This is a genomic window from Embleya hyalina, from assembly GCF_003967355.1.
Lineage (GTDB): Bacteria > Actinomycetota > Actinomycetes > Streptomycetales > Streptomycetaceae > Embleya > Embleya hyalina.
Genome location: NZ_BIFH01000025.1, coordinates 107,235 through 122,686, shown reverse-complemented (window position 1 = coordinate 122,686; position 15,452 = coordinate 107,235). Strand labels below are relative to the sequence as shown.

The window sequence follows — 15,452 nt, the reverse complement described above, 5'->3', positions numbered from 1 at the left end:
TCCATGTCAAGGGAATCGGAACCTTCATCCACTTCCGCCATCGAGACCACCGCTTCGACCGATACGGCCACGTCCACCGATTCGGCCACGTCGGCAATTCCGGAGCCCGGATGGCCACTTGGTGGGCTGCTCACCCTGTCGGCGGCGGTGTTCGTCGCATTGACGACCGAGATGCTACCGTCCGGACTGCTTCCCACGACGGCCCGTGACCTGGGGGTGTCCGAGGTCGCGGCCGGGTTCTTGGTGACCGCCTTCGCATACGCGATGGCCCTCGGCGCGATACCGCTGACCGCAGCGATCCGGCACTGGCCGCGGCGCCCGTCGATGGTCGCCACGCTGGTCGGGTTCGCGGTGGTCAACGTGGCCACGGCATGCTCCGGCAGCTATCCGCTCACGCTCGTGGCCCGCGCCGTGGGAGGGCTCCTTGCGGGCGTGTTCTGGTCGATGGCGGCGGCGTACGCGGTCCGCATGGTCGCCCCCGAGCGTGTCGGCCGTGCGGTGGCCATGGTGTTCGCGGGCCAGGCGGCGGCACTGACGATCGGCATACCCCTCGGTACGGCGGCCGGCTCCGCGGTCGGCTGGAGAACCGCGTTCGCGGGCCTGGCCGCACTGGCCCTGCTGCTCGCGGTACTTGCCGCCCACACCCTGCCCGCGTTGCCCGGCGACCGATCGTCCGTGCGGGCGGGCGTGGTCGACGTGCTGCGAATACCCGGCGTGATGGTCGTCGCGGGCACCACGACGGTCGTGATGCTCGGCCACTTCGCCCTGTACACCTACGTCGCGCGACAGTTGGAGCGAGCCGGCCTCGGCGAGTCCGCAGTCGGGTGGGTATTGCTCGCATACGGCGTGTTCGGTGCGATGGGCGTCGGGGCCGCGGCGGTCCTTGTCGACCGTCGACCGCGCGGCGCACTGCTCGCCGCCTTGGGCGTGATGACCGCCGGTGTCCTCGTGCTCGCCCTCTCCGGCCGCAACCCGGTCCCCGCCGTCGCCGCGGTCGCGGCGTGGGGCCTGGCGTTCGGGGCGCTTCCCACACTCCTGCACGCCGCGGTGGTACGCGCGGCCCCCGCGACGCCGGAGACCGCCGACTCCGTGCTGAACTCCGGCTTCAACATCGGCGTCGGCACGGGTGCGTTCCTCGGCGGCCGGATCCTGGCGACAGCCGGCATCGCGGCCGTGCCGTGGACCGCGCTCGCCCTGGTCGCGGCAGGCGCGGGCATGGCCGTGGCGGCCCGTCGTACCGGGTTCCCCGAACTGTCGAAGGAGCCGGCGGACTGATCCGCCCCGCTCGGCGGGCGTGCGATCCCCGGATCGTCCGGCGAGACGGGCCGGGCCGGCCCCGCGCACGGGGTGTCCGCAGCGGGGCCGGCGGCCGGTGGGTCAGTGCATCGCCGGCCCGACCGGGCCCCGGCTCGGATCGCGCCGACCCAGGCCCGCGGCGGCGAGGGCGGCGCTCACCAGGCACACGACCACGGTGATGATCGCCGCGGTGTGTACGCCGTTCATGAACGCCTGACCGCCGCCCTCGACGATCCGGGCACGCAACTCGGCGGGCATGTCGGGGGAAACGGGTGCGACGCCCATCGCCACCGCGCCCTCGGCGGCGCGCAGACCCTCTGCGGTCGGCCCCGGAACCCCGGCGGAGGTGAATTCGTCGATCATCGTCGAGCCGGCACGACTGCTGATGACGGACATCAGCACGGATGTGCCCAAGGCGCCGCCGACCTGCAGGGCGGTGGCCTGCAGGCCACCGGCCACGCCGCCGTCCCGGACGGGCGCGTTGCCGACGATCGCGTCCGAGGAGGCAGCCATGACCATGCCGGTACCGAGGCCGAGCGCGACGAACGGCGGCCACATCAGCGTGTACGAGCTGTCGATGTCCCACGTGAGCATGCCCAGTGCGGCGGCGGCTTGGAGCAGCATGCCGGTCGGCATGCTCACCCGTGCGCCGAGGCGTTCGGTGACCGCCGCGCCGAGCGGGGCGGACACGACCGAGGCGAGGCTGAGCGGCAGGGTTCGTACGCCGGCTTCGACGGGGGTGAAGCCGCGCACGTTCTGCAGGTACAGCATGACGAAGAAGATCACGCCGAGCAGGACGAAGAAGTTCACGGCGGTGACGATCGTGCCGACGGTCAGTGCCCGGTTGCGGAACAATCGCATCGGCAGCAGCGGGTGCGCGACGCGGGTCTCGTACCAGCCGAACACGACCAGCACGACGACCCCCGCCGCGATCATGCCGAGTGTGGAGGCCGCGCCCCAGCCCCACGACTCGCCCTTGACGACGCCGAAGACCAGCAGCAGCAGTCCGAGCGCGAGGATCAGCACGCCGGGGATGTCGAACCGGTGGTGTCCGGTGGAGTTCTTGCTCTGCGGCAGCACCGCGAGGCTGAAGGCGAGGGCGATCACGCCGATCGGGGCGTTGATGTAGAACACCGACTCCCAGTCGACGTGTTCGACGAGCAGTCCGCCCACGATCGGGCCGATCGCGGTGGACACCGACGAGACCATCGCCCAGATGCCCACCGCCATGCCGAACTTCTTCGGGGGGAAGACCGCGCGCAGCAGGCCGAGCGTGTTCGGCATCAGCAGAGCGCCGAAGAACCCTTGCGCCGCTCGGAACGCGATCACGCCTTCGATCGAGCCGGCCAACCCGATCGCCACCGACGCGAGGGTGAAGCCGGCCACGCCGACCAGGTAGAACGTCCGGCGGCCGAAGCGGTCGCCGAGCTTGCCGCCCAGGATCAGTGCGGCGGCCAGGGCCAGCAGATAGGAGTTGGTGACCCATTGCAGGTCGGCGGTCGAGGCGTTCAGGTCGCGGCCGATCTCCGGGTTGGCGATCGCCACGACCGAGCTGTCCAGGCCGACCATGAACAGGCCGAAGGCCACGGCTATCAGCGTCAGCCAAGGATTGGCGCGAGGACCGGAGGCGATCGGCGGCGAACCGGGAGAGGGCATGTGGTCATGGCCCGCTCGAGTGGAGGACATGCGAAAACCAGACTTCCTGATCGGGCGGACGCGCGCCGAGTCACAGCGGCGTGCACGCCGGAAGAAGACACAGGGAAAGAGGGGAACGAGTCGGCGCGTGATGACGCGCGGCGCGCCGCAGCACGGGCGGTGCTCCGGTGGCCAGGGATCGACGGAGGCCCCGAGGGCGTCCGGACGTCGGCTCGATACGGCTGGGGATCAGGTGTTGCGGGGCTGGACCTGCCGGGTGAGTTCGGCCAGCGCGCCGACCGCGGATCCCAGGGCGGCGACCTCGCCGTCGCTCATCGTGCGCAGCGCGCCCACGATGTACCCGGTCACGAGGGCGTCGACGGTCGCGGAACGACGACGGGCCTCCGCCGTCAGCCGCAACCGCACGAGGCGCTTGTCGTCCGGATCCACGTGCCGTTCCATCGCGCCGTCATCGACGAGCTTCGAGATCAGGGCGCTCACGTTGTTCGGCTTCATCAGCAGGGTCTCGGCCACTTCGCGGACCGTGATCCCCTCGTGCTCGTCGACCACCCGCAGCACTGCCAAGTGAGCCTCCGGCGGCTTGGGGTGGTCGAAATCCGACACCAGCCTCCGGTCCACGGTGCGATGCAGCACGGGCAGGATCGCGGCCAGGCCGGCCGCGATGCGCCGGTGCTCCTCGGCTGCGGGATCCGTCGACGACACGCCGCGACCCTAGGCCCGGGGAGATGGCTATGTCAAAGTAGGTACCTCGACATAGCCGTGTGCTCCCGCCTCCCCGAGCACACGATCCGAAGTCCTCGACACGCCGGCACCAGCCTGGAAACGCTCGTCGCCCCCACGGAAGGCGTCCAGGACACCCGCGTGGTCGTCGAGTTCGGGTGCGGCCTCGAGGGCGTCACCGGTTCACGGTCGGCCGACCTCCCGGGGCTGCGCAGAGGGCTGTGACGGGGACGATGTCCCGGACGGCGAAGGCACGTTCGCGTCGGGGCGGGACGCGGCTCGGCCGTCGCCGGCCCAACGCGGCGCGTGGTGTGCGGCGTTGGCGGCCCGGGTCTGGAGGGAGGACCGGCCGCGCAGGGGGCTCGCACACCGGTTCACCCGCGCGTCGCTCCGCGGTGCCGACGGTTCGCGTCGCGGTGGATGGTGTCGTACGGCTCCAGGAGGGGTCGACCGCGGTCCCACGACTCCAAGTGGCCGTTCTTCTCGGCCTGTCGGCGGGCGATGCCGGACAGCGCTTCGAGGACGATGCGGCTGCCGAGCATCGCGGTGATGTCGGCGTGGTCGTGGCCGGGGGCGACCTCGACGACCTCGACGCCGACGATGGGCAGTTCGTAGGCCAAGCGGCGTACCGCGTCCAGGAGTTGGCGGGAGGTCAGGCCACCGGGCTCCGGCGTCCCGGTCCCAGGGGCCATGCCGGGGTCGACGACGTCGACGTCCACCGAGAGGTAGACGCCGTCGCAGTCGTCCAGTGCCGTGCGTGACGCCTCGGCCAGGCAGGTTTCCAGGCCGCGTTCCACGATCTCGGTCATCTCGTACGAGCGCATGCCCTGTTCGGCCATCCATTCCAGGGTCTCCGGGCCGGGCCAGTAGCCGCGCAGGCCCAACTGCAGGAAGCGGTCGCCGCGAGCCGCGCCCGATTCGAGAAGGCGGCGCATCGGCTGGCCGTGGGCGATGAGGGAACCGTGGCAGATGTCGCCGGTGTCCGCGTGGGCGTCGAAGTGGACGACCGAGACCCGGCCCCATCCGACCGCGCGTGCGACGCCGGTGACGTTCGGGAGAGCGATCGAGTGGTCGCCGCCGAGTACGAGGGGAATCCTGCCGGTGGCCGAGACGGTGTTCACCGCCTGTTCCAAGGCGGCGTGTGCCTCTTGCGCGTCACCGCTGAACATCATGACGTCGCCGGCGTCCTTGACGCGCAGGTCGAGAAGTCCGTCCACACCCAGCGCGAGGGAGGGTCGGCTGCCCTCGTGTTCGAGGTAGCAGGCCTGCCGGATGGCCTTGGGCCCGAACCGGGCGCCCGAGCGGTACGAGGTGCCGCCGTCGTAGGGCGCGCCGAGGATGACCACCTGGGCGTCATCCCACGTCGAGTGTTCGTCCAGGTCGCACGGCGGGACGCCCAGGAATGTGACGTCGGGGCCGTACATTGCGCCGAAGCGGGTCATAGGGGGAAGTCCTTTGCGTCGTGCGGAACGGGCCGCCGGGCCGACTTGTCGCGGTGTGGCGCGATGCGGGCGCTCGGCGAGCAGGTCCGATGCCCGGTGAACGGGCCCGCCGTGGCCGCCGGACCCGCCCGCAGCAGGTTTCGCCGGGTCTGCCCGGCCGCCGCGCGTGCCCACCGCGCAGGCTCGAATCCTCACAGCCTTGCGGCTGTACAGGTATGGACGAGCTTTCGACGACGCTCCATATGGTCTATGGAAGACCGTGCGACGCCTGCCCGGGTGATGCGGTTCCGTCAGGGCGTCTTCCGGATCGCCGCCGCGCGGTGCAGTTCCTCGCGCAACCGCCCCACCAGTGCGGGCTGTGTGCCTTGAGGGGCGAGAAACCGGATGCTGCGACAGCCCAGGACCTGCACAGCGGGGCGGGCGACGACGTCGTAACCCTCCTCCAAGGCGAGTTCGGGTACCAGCGCGACGGCGGTGCCGGCGGCGACGAAGCCGTGGACCACACCGTAATCGTCGGTCCTGAGCACGGTCCGGGGTCGGAATCCCAGGGACTGGCACGTCGCGAAAAGAGTCTGGTCGCTGGGGTCGTACGAGCCGCGAGAGACGATCCACCCGTCGTCGGCCAGCAGTTCGATGTCGACCGGACCCACTGCCCGGGCCTGGGGGTGCGATGCGGGGAGCAGGACCCGGTACGGATCGTCGAACAAGGTCTCGGCCCGCATGTCCGCGCCGTATCGTGCCCCGGCTCCGCCGACGTCGTAGATCACGGCGCAGTGCAGCGACCCGGCTCGTACATGCGCGACCAGATCGAGTGGTTCGGCCTCGATCAATTCGATCCGCACGTCCGAACCGATCGCGGCATTCCGCACGGCCCGGGGGAGCAACCGCGAGGCCGCGGAGTGGAAGGCACCGATGCGCAGCGTCGCCACACCGTGTTTCGCCCGGGCCTCGACATCCGCCTCGACCGTGTCGATCCGGTCGAGCACGGCGCACGCATGCTCCAGGACCATCGTGCCGACATCCGTCAGGACCGCCCCGGTGGGACCGCGCTCCACCAGCTTGACCCCCAAGTGCGCCTCCAGCGCCCCGAGATGGTAGCTGATGGTCGGGTGTCCGTAGTGGAGCTCGCGGGCGGCCCCGGCCAACGAACCGCTCGAGGCAATGGCGCGGAGCACCTGGAATTGGCGAAGGTCGAACATCCATACATGCTATGTATCTCGGCGGAGCAGCCACCTCGCCCGCATACCTCGGTGCCTCACGAGGCTTGAGTGGGAACATCGAGGGCTCCCGCGTCAAGCTGAAACGCCTGGTCAAACCTGATGTCCGTGAGCCGGCCGTCCTGGGCCGTGCCGTCGTCGTGCGCGGTTACGGATTCACCACTTTCGACTGCGGCATGGTGGGGCAGTTGCCATGCTCGGATCCTCCGAGGAACTGCTCGGCCCAGCTGCCCAGCTCCTCCAGAGCCGGCCGTAGTGCCTCTCCCGCGGGGGTGAGGCGGTAGGTGACCCGCAGTGGCGGGCCGGGGTCCACCTCGCGGCTCACCAGGCCGGCGTCGCCGAGTTCGGCGAGGCGGTCGGAGAGCATGCGCTCGCTGATCCCGCTGACGGCGCGGCCCAGTTCGGCGAAGCGGCCCGGGCCGTTCATCAGGCTGGCAAGGATGAGGCCGTTCCAGCGCTTGCCCAGAAGGGCGAAGACGCCTTCCACCGCGCCGCCCACCGCTGCGCACTGCCCCGCGTCCCCGTGCCGCCCCTTTGTCATGCGCTCATGGTAGCGCCCACCATCCAATAGCTGCGGAAAAGTAAGCTACTGTATAAAGATAAGCAGCTTATGATTCTGGTTCCGGGCGCCTTGGTGTGCCGGTTCCACCGCATCCGCGTACCCGCCCCGAGGAGTGCCTTCCATGGCAGTTCTGCTGCACATCGACTCGTCCCTGTTTCCGCTGGAGGGCTCCGGCTCCCGCCAACTCACCGACGCTTTCCGCAGGGTTTGGGAGGAGGCACACCCGCAGGGCGGCGTCATATACCGCGACCTGGCCGCCGACCCCGTGCCGCACCTGGACGTCGCCACCGTCACCGCCGAGTCCGTCCCCGCGCCGCGTGAGGAACTCATCGCCGAATTCGAGAAGGCCGATGTCGTCCTCATCGGTGCTCCCATGTACAACTTCACGATCCCCTCGACCCTGAAGGCCTGGCTGGACCAGATCATCCTGGCGGGGCGGACCTTCGGCGAGGGCGTGGCCCCGTCCGGCAAGCACGTCGTGATCGCGGCCTCGCGCGGCGGCTCCTACCGCCCCGGCACGCCGCGAGCCGGCTTCGATTTCGACACCAACTACCTGGAGAAGGTGCTGGAAGGCGGGCTCGGTCTGCAGGTCGAAACCATCACGCGCGAACTGACGATGGCGGCCGTCAAACCCGCCATGGCCGACCTGGTGCCGCTGGCCGAGGAATCGGCGCGGCGGTCGCTGGAGCGAGCCGCCGAGTCCGCGCGACGGCACGCCGCGCTCCTGGCCTGACCGTCGGGGGCCGGCCGCCCACAGACCGCCCGGCGATCCGACCATGCCGCACGGCCCGGTGGGGGCTTTCGCCCCACGGGCCGTGCGTGCAGTGGTGACACGACTACCGCGTGGCCTGTGATGCTCCGCTTTGCCGGTGAGAAACCGGAGGAACCGACGGGGGACGGCCCTCGCTCTCCTGCGCGCGGTGACGCCCACTTACCCGCAGTGGGCGGGTCGTTCGGGGCCTGTCCGAGCGAGCCCGGGCCGGGCGCGACGAGAGGCCGCAGCCCGGCCGGCTCGCCCGCCGATCGAATTCTCGGCGCCCAGGCCTCGCGGCGACCGGATCGTTCCGGTGGCCGGAACACCGATGCGCCGCGCGTACCCCGGAACGGCCGCGCCGGCGTCACGGCCACCACGACTCGTCGCCCCGACAGGGTTGGTCCGTGGCCCCGTCCGGGGCATGTCCAACACCCCGCACCGGCCGCTTCGTTCCGGTCGATCTCAGTTCATTCCAAGCCTGCGCATTACCGCTTCGAGAGCACTGATCGCCACTGCGATCCTGTCGTCGTTCAAGCGTGAGTGGCCTTCGGTGCCCCACACCTCGAACTCACGCCGAACGAGCAGTCCGCGGGGCTTCCGCCACGTTCCGGTTCGGGGTGCCGTTGACCGGGCCCTCTCCCACCAGGCGTGCGACGAAAGCGCGCCCGATCCGTCCTGCGCACCTCGGGTGAGGTCCGCCGGGACGAGGAAATCGTCGCTCTCAAGTGCGCGTTCGGCACCCCGCGCACCCTGTCAACCGCGCCCCGCGAGGGTTGACAGGGTGCGTGTTGCCGTCGGGGGCGGGGCGCGGCCACGATGCGTTGGGCCGTTCGTACGCCCGGCGCGTCCCCGCGTCCGGGGCGCAGGCCCCGTCCCGCATTGCCAAGGAGTCGCCGATGACCCGCGCCCGCATTCGCGCCCGGTCCCCGCTGCGGATCGCCGGCCACGACGTGGATCGACGGATGTTCCTGCGCGGCACCGACGCGGCCGTGGCCGTCGGCGCGCCGGCCGCGTGCGGCGTGCCCTCGACATACGTGCGGCAGTCGAAGCGCGGCGGCCCGGACCGGTCGGCGGCTCGAAGCAACATTCGGTGACATTCGCGGCGCACAGCCCGCGAAATCAGCTTGGTATCGGGATCTTGACTTGAGATCAAACTAGCTCTTTATTACGCCGCACCGTTCGGAACGTGCGAACGGCCCATCACAGAGGTAGGGCCATGGCTGTAGAAAGCACCCCACCGTTGTCCGGGACCCTGCCACCACCGGTCGTGCTCGACGACGCCGGTGGCGCGCCCGCCCCGCTCAAACGATCCATCGGTGTCGTCGGCGGCACCCTGCTCACCCTGTCCTGTCTGACCCCCGCGTCGTCCCTGTTCGTGATCGTGCCGGGAATGTTCGCGGACCTGGGGTCCGGCACCTCGCTGGCCCTGGTCGTGGCCGCCGTGCTGTGTATCGGGGTGGCGTTCTGCTACTCCGAGTTGGGCACGCTCGTCCCCAGCGCCGGCGGCGAGTACGCCATGGTCGGCACCCTGATGGGGCGCTTCATGGGCTGGCTGGTCTTCGTCGTCGCCACGGCCGTGGTGATGATCGTGCCGCCGATCATGGCGCTGGGCACCGCCGAGTATCTGACCTCGATCGCCACCGTCGACACGATGTGGGCGGGGGCCGCGGTGATGATCCTGGCGACGATCATGGGGCTGCTCGACCTGCGCGCCAACGCGTGGGTGACCGGCGTGTTCCTGGGTCTGGAAGTGGTCGCCGCCGCGATCGTGGCCTTCCTCGGCTTCGCCAACACCCACCGATCCGCGTCGACGCTGCTCAAGCCCGAGGTGGTGAGCGATGCCGCGGCCGGCACGACCGACCCGCTGAAGATGGGCCTGCTGATCGCGGGCATGGCCGGCGCGCTGTTCGCGTTGCAGGGCTTCTCCACCGCGGTCTACCTGGCCGAGGAGATGGAGAACCCGCGACGCACGGTCTCGCGCACGGTGTTGTGGACCCTGGGTCTGGGCGGGGTGATCCTGATCGTGCCGACCATCGCCATCTCGCTGGGTGCGCCGGATCAGGCGACGCTCGCGAAGGGGGACATCCTCGGCCTGGTCGAGGGCTGGTCCAACCACGGCACGGCGACCTTCATCGGCCTGTGCATCGCGCTGGCGATCGTCAACGCGGGCGTGGTCATGGTGATCCAGGGCTCGCGTGTGGTCTACGCCTCGGCGCGGGACCGGGCCTGGCCCGAGCCGATCAACCGGGCCTTCGGCAAGGTGAACCGGTTCGGCTCGCCGTGGGTGTCCACGCTGGTGATGGGTGTGCCGGGCGCGCTGCTGTGCTTCGTGAATCTCGACATCCTCGGCGAGGTCACCGGCGTGGCGGTCGCCGCGCTCTATCTGGCCGTGGCGCTGGCCGTTCTGGTCGCCCGCCGGGGTGTGCACAAGAGCGGCCGGGCGTGGCGGATGCCGCTGTGGCCGGTGATCCCGGTGCTGCTGATCGCGGCGATGATCTACGTGCTGACCGAACAGCCCGTACGCGCGCTGGAGATCACCGGTGGGATCACGCTGATGGCGGCCCTGTACTGGGTGCTCTACCTGCGTCCGCGCCAGGAGACCCGCTGGAACATCAAGCTGATGGCCGACGACTCCTGAGTGCCGCCGGGCGCTCGTGCACCACCCGCCCGAGGGCGGTGCCTCCTCCTGTGGGCACCGCCCTCGGGCGGGTTCCGGATTCGCGCGACGCGACCCGCGCTCAGTCGGTCGACGCGGTCCGCGTCCAGACCCAGGCCGCGTTCGAGGTAGGCGTCGAAGCGCCCGCGGCCCCGGATGCATCGCGAACCGGTCGCTGTTGGGCGTGTAGCGGTGCGCCGCGTCGTTGCTCCCCAGGTAGTTCGCCACCACGTCCGCGACGGCGACGCCGAGGAGGCGCTGGACCAGGGCCGCCGCGATGCCCGCGCCGTCCTTGCCCGCCGAGCAGTGCACCACCATCGGCAGGCCGTCGGTGTCGAGCAGCGCGCGCAGCAGTGCCGCGCGTCTGTCGACTCGACGCACCACCTGGTCGCGGCAGTCGGCCGCGATCGATTTCTCGGCCCGCCCGTCGCCCATATGAGCCGGCGGCAGGCTCACCAACCGGGGCGGAGGCTGCGGCTGTTCCGACCAACCGCCTTGGAAGCGCGGCAACCCGGAAGAAGGCCACGACGTCGCAGCCATCGCCCTGGGCGACATCGTGCTCAACCGGTCCGGCGTCGGCCGGTTGGATCCCGTGCTGTTCGGCAGGGTCCAAGACGGTTGCCACGGTGGTGGCCACGGCCGAAACGGGCAAGGCCGACCTCGAGGCCGGTTCGCAAGAGACCCCCGGATCCGACGAGACGTACTTCGTCATGTTCGTGCCACAGGGCACGGGCCAAGACGCGACGCTGAGCTTCTACGACACCAATGGCGCCGAGGTCGGCGACGAACGGGCAACCATGGCCATCGACGGGAGCAAGTAGCCAACGCCCTGAGATCGGCGGGTGGTTCGGCGTGCCGTGGACGGCGAGGCACCGCGATCGATCCACGCGAGGACGACGCCCGACTACCGCCCGTGGCGGCCGACAGCGAGCAAGTATCCCAGGGGAGGGCTACATCGCCCGGCGTCGGTCGGGCCGTTCTGCCCGGGCCCATTGGTGGTCGGGTTCGACGGTGATGCCGAAGTCGTAGCCGTGCACTTGGTGTTCGTTCTGCCGTCGCAGCGGGGCAACCCGATCGCGCGGCGGTCACGACGTCGTCATGCCCCTACCGGTCGAGGTCATCGGGGCCGGGTTCGATCCCGCCGCGGGCGTCGGTCCCTCGTGGTGTGTCGCGCGCGGGGGCGCGAGCGCCTCGGTCAGCGCCCACAGGTCCGGCGAGGCGGCACGGATGCGGGCGATCGATTCCGGGGGGAGTTCGGCGAGCGCGTCCGTGATCCGTGAGGCCATGCCGGATCTGACCTGGCGTCCCCCGGTGAGCATCTCCGGCGTCGGATGCAGTTCGACCAGCCGCCGGTCGGATATCGCCGGGCGGCGTTCCAGGAGGTTGTCGCGAACGAGCAGGGTGACGAGATTGCTCACGTTGTTGGGCATCATCCGCAGCGTCTCGGCGGCCTCTCGGACGCTGATGCCGGGTCGATCGAGCACCAGTTGCAGCATCTCGACCTGTGCCGGAGGGCGCACGTGGTGCCCGTCCGGAGGCTCGGCGACCGCACGCAACGTCCGGTGGAGGGTCCAGATCAGGCGGGTGAGGTCTGCGGACAAATCTGCGGGCGAAGCTGCGGCCGTCATCGTCCGATCGTAGTCGAGTCTGGAATAAGCCATTGCGCTATACCTATAGTGCCATGTGTGATCTGCCTCCGAGGTTCTCCAGGCCGCCGACCGACACGCGGACGCGGTGTCGTCGCGCCCGAAGGGGGCGCTCGTGACGACACCGCGCTCGCTGTCGGGTCGGACCGAGTCGGAGCGGACCGACCCGGATCAGGACGTGCCGACGGCCTCGGGCAGTTCGAAGGCCGAGAGATCGATCTCCGGGTGCACCGCGGCGCAGTCGCGGCACGTGCGGGCGGCCTCGTCGGCAGTGAACCGGGTACAGGTCGCCGCGTAGTAGTGCGAGAGGGGCACGTCGTTGTCGTGTTCCCACTCGTAGCGGGTCAGTTCGTGCCCGCAGCCGGCGCAGAACCAGGCCACCCCGAGTCGTCCGGCGTCCAGGGGCATGTAGCGCAGGGTCACGCCCTCTTCGCGAGGGACGATCCGGTGCGGCGTGCCGGCCGGGACGTACACGTGGTCGCCGGTCCCCATGACGAACCGGTTCACCGAACTCTCCCGCAGATGCACCTCGACCGTGCCGGACATCTGGCTGAGGACCGTGTCGTGTTGGCAGATGAGGTGGAACGGTTGGGCGAGGCGGTTGTACGCCAGGTACAACTGCGGATCGGTGTCGGCCGGGAGCACCGCCGCCTCGACGTGGTCGCCGAGTTCGGGCCCGGTTTCGAGGCTCTTGAGCATGCGACGTCGGCGGGTCACGGGTGGTCGACCTCCCGGGTCGTGTCGGGGCGGTGTGCGGCGGCGCGCAGGACACGATGCGCGTCGATCGCGACTCGGGTCTGGGCGACCTGGCGGGGCCATCCCCACGGTGTGCCGGAGAACGCGTCGTTGACGTGGCCGCATTTCCCGCAGGTGCGGCCCTCCTCGGTGTTGCGCAGCCGAACGAATTCGGCCGAGCCGACCGCGGTGGCGAACTGGCGTACGGGAGCGTCCTCGCCGCCGTGCCGTTCGGCGTCGAATCCCGGCAGACCGAACGGAGTCGCGTCGTACGCGTGGCGCACGATCTCCTCCGCGCAGTTCGTACACCGAGCGATCATCGCCTCGGACTGGTCGCCGTCACGGGACTGGTGCTGGGTGACCACGATGACGGCGAACGAGCCGGGGTCCTCCTGGTCGCGCAGGAACGAGTTCACGCCGTGCAGGTTCTGCGCCGCCATGACCTGCCCGGAGCCGAGGACCGAGCCGCTGGATCCGTACGACACGACCACTTCGCAGGCGGTGTTCCAGTGGAAGAAATGACCGTAGTCCTGGCCCGGGCCGCCGACGATGACGCTGCCGCACGGGACGATGGCACCCGCGTCGTCGTAGGGGAACAGCGGCGTCAGTTGAGCGGCGGCCTTGGCCATGCGCTCGTACACGTTCGCCTTCAGGGGTTCCCGATCGGGGTCCGGAGGCGGGATCTTCCTGGTCTCTTCGACGGCTGTCTGCCGGATGGTGCTCACGACAACTCCTCTGCCGGAGATGGATGTTGCATGATGCGGAACAGCAACTCGGATTCTGATACCAAACTCGGGGGTTCTGCAAGAGCGCGTTTCATCAAGTTCCGCAAAAGCAGGCAAATATTGACACCCACCTTGTGTTACTGGGATCGGTGGGTGCACAGTACGGTCTTGTGTTCCGCGTAGTGACACGTGTGCTTGTCTGCGAGGAGATCGAAATGCTTGTTGAACCGAGGCTCACGGCACCGGTGACCCTCCACCTGCAAGGGGACTGGGGGCAGGCGAACATGCACCGGATATGCGGATGGATCGCCCAGGAGATGGGCGATCGCGCACCGGCCGGATCCCGCTTCGCCATCTGGAACGGGCGCGGCGGGCTGGACGCGATCACCGCGCTGCGCGAGGGCGATGCGGACATCAGCGTGATGACACCCGCCGCCGCGGCGTCGAGGCTCGCGCGGGCCGGTCGGCTCGACGGTCTGTGCGCCCTGGGCGTGATCGGACAGCGCGACCGTCTGGTGGTCGCCGTGGACGCGGCCCTTCCGGTGCGCACGGTGGCCGAGTTGGCCGAGTACACGGGCGAGGTGGTCGTGGCGACGGCGCCCGACGACGGCGTCAACCTGGTCGGATTCGCGGCGCACAAGGCACTCGCGCTCGCCGGGATCGATGCGGACCGGGTCGACTTCCGCTACGACGAGCGTCCGTTCCCCGCGCTGGAGTGGTTCGCCGCCGGAGAGGTCAACGTCCTCGTCCAGGAGGCGATCATGACGCCGCCCTGGCAGCGCGTCGAGCGGGTGCGGCCGGTGAAGTACCTTCCGTGGGGAGACGAGGTCCTGCGCGGTTTCGCCCGCGAGGGTTGGCCGTCGGCGGTCGTGCGGGCGGGGTATCTGCCGGGACTGACCGAGGACTTGCACACCCTGGATTTCTCGGACTTCGTCGTCGTGTGCCGGGAGGACCTCGCGGACGAGGTCGCCCATCTCGCGACCTGGTGCATGATCGGCACGCGGCGGGCGCTGGAGGTGCAGTACGGCCACCTGCCGATCGACCGCTCCCCGGTGACCTACCCCCTGGTGCCCGCGGACATGGCGGCGACCCCGCTTCCGCTGCACCCGGCCGCCGCCCGCGCGTATTCCGAGACGGCCGCCTCGGACGGTCCGCTCGACGGCCCGCTCATGTGGAGTTGAACGGGTGTCGCGCCGGCGGTTCGACGTGCGGGGCGCTCCGGGTCACCCGATCCGATCGCCCAGCTCCCGGGCCACCCGCATCACGGCCTCCGCCGTCGCGGTGACCCAGGCGTCGCCGGCCCGCGATCGTGGCGCGGTCGTGGAGATGGCGCCGCGCGCGCGACCCTGTTTGTCACGGACGACGGCGGCGACCGCGTACACGTCGTCCTCGCTCTCCGCGTTGTTGGTCGCGTAGCCCCGACGTCGGGTCTCTTCCAACTGCACGCGCAACTGGCCGATCGTGGTCACCGCGCGCGGCGTGGGAGCCGCGAGTTCGCCCGAGGGGTAGAGCGTGGTCAACTCGGCGTCGGGCAGTTCCGCGAGCAGTGCCTTGCCGGCGGCGGTGGTGTGCGCGGGCAGGGTCCAGCCCACTCGACTGCCGGTGCGCATGGCGTGCGCGCTCTCCACGCTGTCGACGTAGACGGCCTCGGGGCCGCGCAGATGCGCGAGGTGCACCGTTTCGCCGGTCTCGTCGCGCAGTCGGGTCAGCGCGTCGTGCGATACGGCGCGGACGTCGATCCGGCCGACGACCGACAGGCCGATCTCGATCAGGGCCGGCCCCGGTCGGTAGGCCCGGGACAGCGGCTCCTGTTCGACGAAGCGGTGGTGGGCGAGCGTGACGAGCATCCGATGCACCGTCGACCGGGACAGTCCCATGTCGCGGGACACCTGATTCACCCGGACCATCTCGTGGTCCTCGAACAGGCGCAGCAGGCGCAGCACGTTGTCCACCGCGCCGATGAGCCCCGCAGGCCGCCCGGGCTGCGCCTCGTCGTTCGTGAGATCTCTGGCTTCGTCCACGGAGATCACATTAGCGCAGAGA

At 70.2% G+C, this 15,452-nt stretch carries 15 protein-coding genes and 1 pseudogene; 6 read left to right on the top strand and 10 right to left on the bottom strand.

Annotated elements, in window-relative coordinates; genetic code table 11:
* Positions 1-147: 147 nt before the first annotated feature.
* Positions 148-1,275: an MFS transporter gene (locus tag EMA17_RS26950; RefSeq protein WP_218043066.1), complete on the top strand. Its 1,128-nt coding sequence runs from the start codon at positions 148-150 to the stop codon at positions 1,273-1,275.
* Positions 1,276-1,377: 102 nt separating this feature from the next.
* On the opposite strand, the gene EMA17_RS26945 is transcribed toward EMA17_RS26950, so the two are convergent.
* From EMA17_RS26945 to EMA17_RS26925, 5 genes are all read right to left on the bottom strand, one after another.
* Entirely contained in the window at positions 1,378-2,952 is a 1,575-nt protein-coding gene (locus tag EMA17_RS26945; RefSeq protein ID WP_246126933.1) for an MFS transporter, read from the bottom strand.
* Between the two features lie 228 nt (positions 2,953-3,180).
* Positions 3,181-3,654: a MarR family winged helix-turn-helix transcriptional regulator gene (locus EMA17_RS26940; protein WP_126639718.1), complete on the bottom strand. Its 474-nt coding sequence runs from the start codon at positions 3,652-3,654 to the stop codon at positions 3,181-3,183.
* Between the two features lie 392 nt (positions 3,655-4,046).
* Positions 4,047-5,114, bottom strand: coding sequence for an agmatinase (speB, locus tag EMA17_RS26935; protein ID WP_126639717.1), 1,068 nt, complete (start codon positions 5,112-5,114; stop codon positions 4,047-4,049).
* 290 nt (positions 5,115-5,404) lie between these two features.
* Positions 5,405-6,313, bottom strand: coding sequence for a LysR family transcriptional regulator (locus EMA17_RS26930; protein ID WP_126639716.1), 909 nt, complete (start codon positions 6,311-6,313; stop codon positions 5,405-5,407).
* A gap of 166 nt (positions 6,314-6,479) precedes the next feature.
* Positions 6,480-6,872 carry a winged helix-turn-helix transcriptional regulator gene (locus EMA17_RS26925; protein ID WP_126639715.1) on the bottom strand — a complete coding sequence of 131 codons (393 nt, stop codon included), beginning with the start codon at positions 6,870-6,872 and terminating at the stop codon, positions 6,480-6,482.
* Positions 6,873-7,014: 142 nt separating this feature from the next.
* Here EMA17_RS26925 and EMA17_RS26920 point away from each other — a divergent pair, with 142 nt between their 5' ends.
* From EMA17_RS26920 to EMA17_RS26910, 3 genes are all read left to right on the top strand, one after another.
* Positions 7,015-7,626 (top strand): FMN-dependent NADH-azoreductase, encoded by a 612-nt coding sequence (locus EMA17_RS26920; RefSeq protein ID WP_126639714.1) that lies wholly within the window; start codon positions 7,015-7,017, stop codon positions 7,624-7,626.
* Between the two features lie 917 nt (positions 7,627-8,543).
* Complete coding sequence (locus EMA17_RS26915; protein ID WP_174861434.1) at positions 8,544-8,741, top strand: hypothetical protein; 198 nt, start codon at positions 8,544-8,546, stop codon at positions 8,739-8,741.
* A 122-nt stretch (positions 8,742-8,863) separates the two neighbouring features.
* Positions 8,864-10,285 carry an APC family permease gene (locus EMA17_RS26910; protein ID WP_126639713.1) on the top strand — a complete coding sequence of 474 codons (1,422 nt, stop codon included), beginning with the start codon at positions 8,864-8,866 and terminating at the stop codon, positions 10,283-10,285.
* A 210-nt stretch (positions 10,286-10,495) separates the two neighbouring features.
* On the opposite strand, the pseudogene EMA17_RS56065 reads toward EMA17_RS26910, so the two are convergent.
* Positions 10,496-10,738: pseudogene (locus EMA17_RS56065) on the bottom strand (tyrosine-protein phosphatase); the annotation flags it as partial.
* A gap of 191 nt (positions 10,739-10,929) precedes the next feature.
* On the opposite strand from EMA17_RS56065, the gene EMA17_RS26900 reads away from it, so the two are divergent.
* Positions 10,930-11,124: a hypothetical protein gene (locus EMA17_RS26900; protein ID WP_126639712.1), complete on the top strand. Its 195-nt coding sequence runs from the start codon at positions 10,930-10,932 to the stop codon at positions 11,122-11,124.
* A gap of 264 nt (positions 11,125-11,388) precedes the next feature.
* Here the strand turns inward: EMA17_RS26900 and EMA17_RS26895 are convergent, their stop codons facing one another.
* The 3 genes from EMA17_RS26895 to EMA17_RS26885 all read right to left on the bottom strand — a co-directional run bounded on the left by EMA17_RS26895 (position 11,389) and on the right by EMA17_RS26885 (position 13,409).
* Positions 11,389-11,931: a MarR family winged helix-turn-helix transcriptional regulator gene (locus EMA17_RS26895; RefSeq protein WP_126639711.1), complete on the bottom strand. Its 543-nt coding sequence runs from the start codon at positions 11,929-11,931 to the stop codon at positions 11,389-11,391.
* A 189-nt stretch (positions 11,932-12,120) separates the two neighbouring features.
* Entirely contained in the window at positions 12,121-12,666 is a 546-nt protein-coding gene (locus tag EMA17_RS26890) for a cupin domain-containing protein (protein ID WP_126639710.1), read from the bottom strand.
* The gene (locus tag EMA17_RS26885; RefSeq protein WP_126639709.1) at positions 12,663-13,409 is read right to left on the bottom strand and encodes a hypothetical protein; all 747 of its coding nucleotides are present in this window, start codon (positions 13,407-13,409) and stop codon (positions 12,663-12,665) included. Before EMA17_RS26885 ends, EMA17_RS26890 begins: the two co-directional genes overlap by 4 nt.
* A gap of 215 nt (positions 13,410-13,624) precedes the next feature.
* On the opposite strand from EMA17_RS26885, the gene EMA17_RS26880 reads away from it, so the two are divergent.
* Positions 13,625-14,590 (top strand): TAXI family TRAP transporter solute-binding subunit, encoded by a 966-nt coding sequence (locus tag EMA17_RS26880; protein WP_126639708.1) that lies wholly within the window; start codon positions 13,625-13,627, stop codon positions 14,588-14,590.
* A gap of 42 nt (positions 14,591-14,632) precedes the next feature.
* On the opposite strand, the gene EMA17_RS26875 is transcribed toward EMA17_RS26880, so the two are convergent.
* Complete coding sequence (locus tag EMA17_RS26875; protein ID WP_218043064.1) at positions 14,633-15,430, bottom strand: IclR family transcriptional regulator; 798 nt, start codon at positions 15,428-15,430, stop codon at positions 14,633-14,635.
* Positions 15,431-15,452 lie beyond the last annotated feature (22 nt).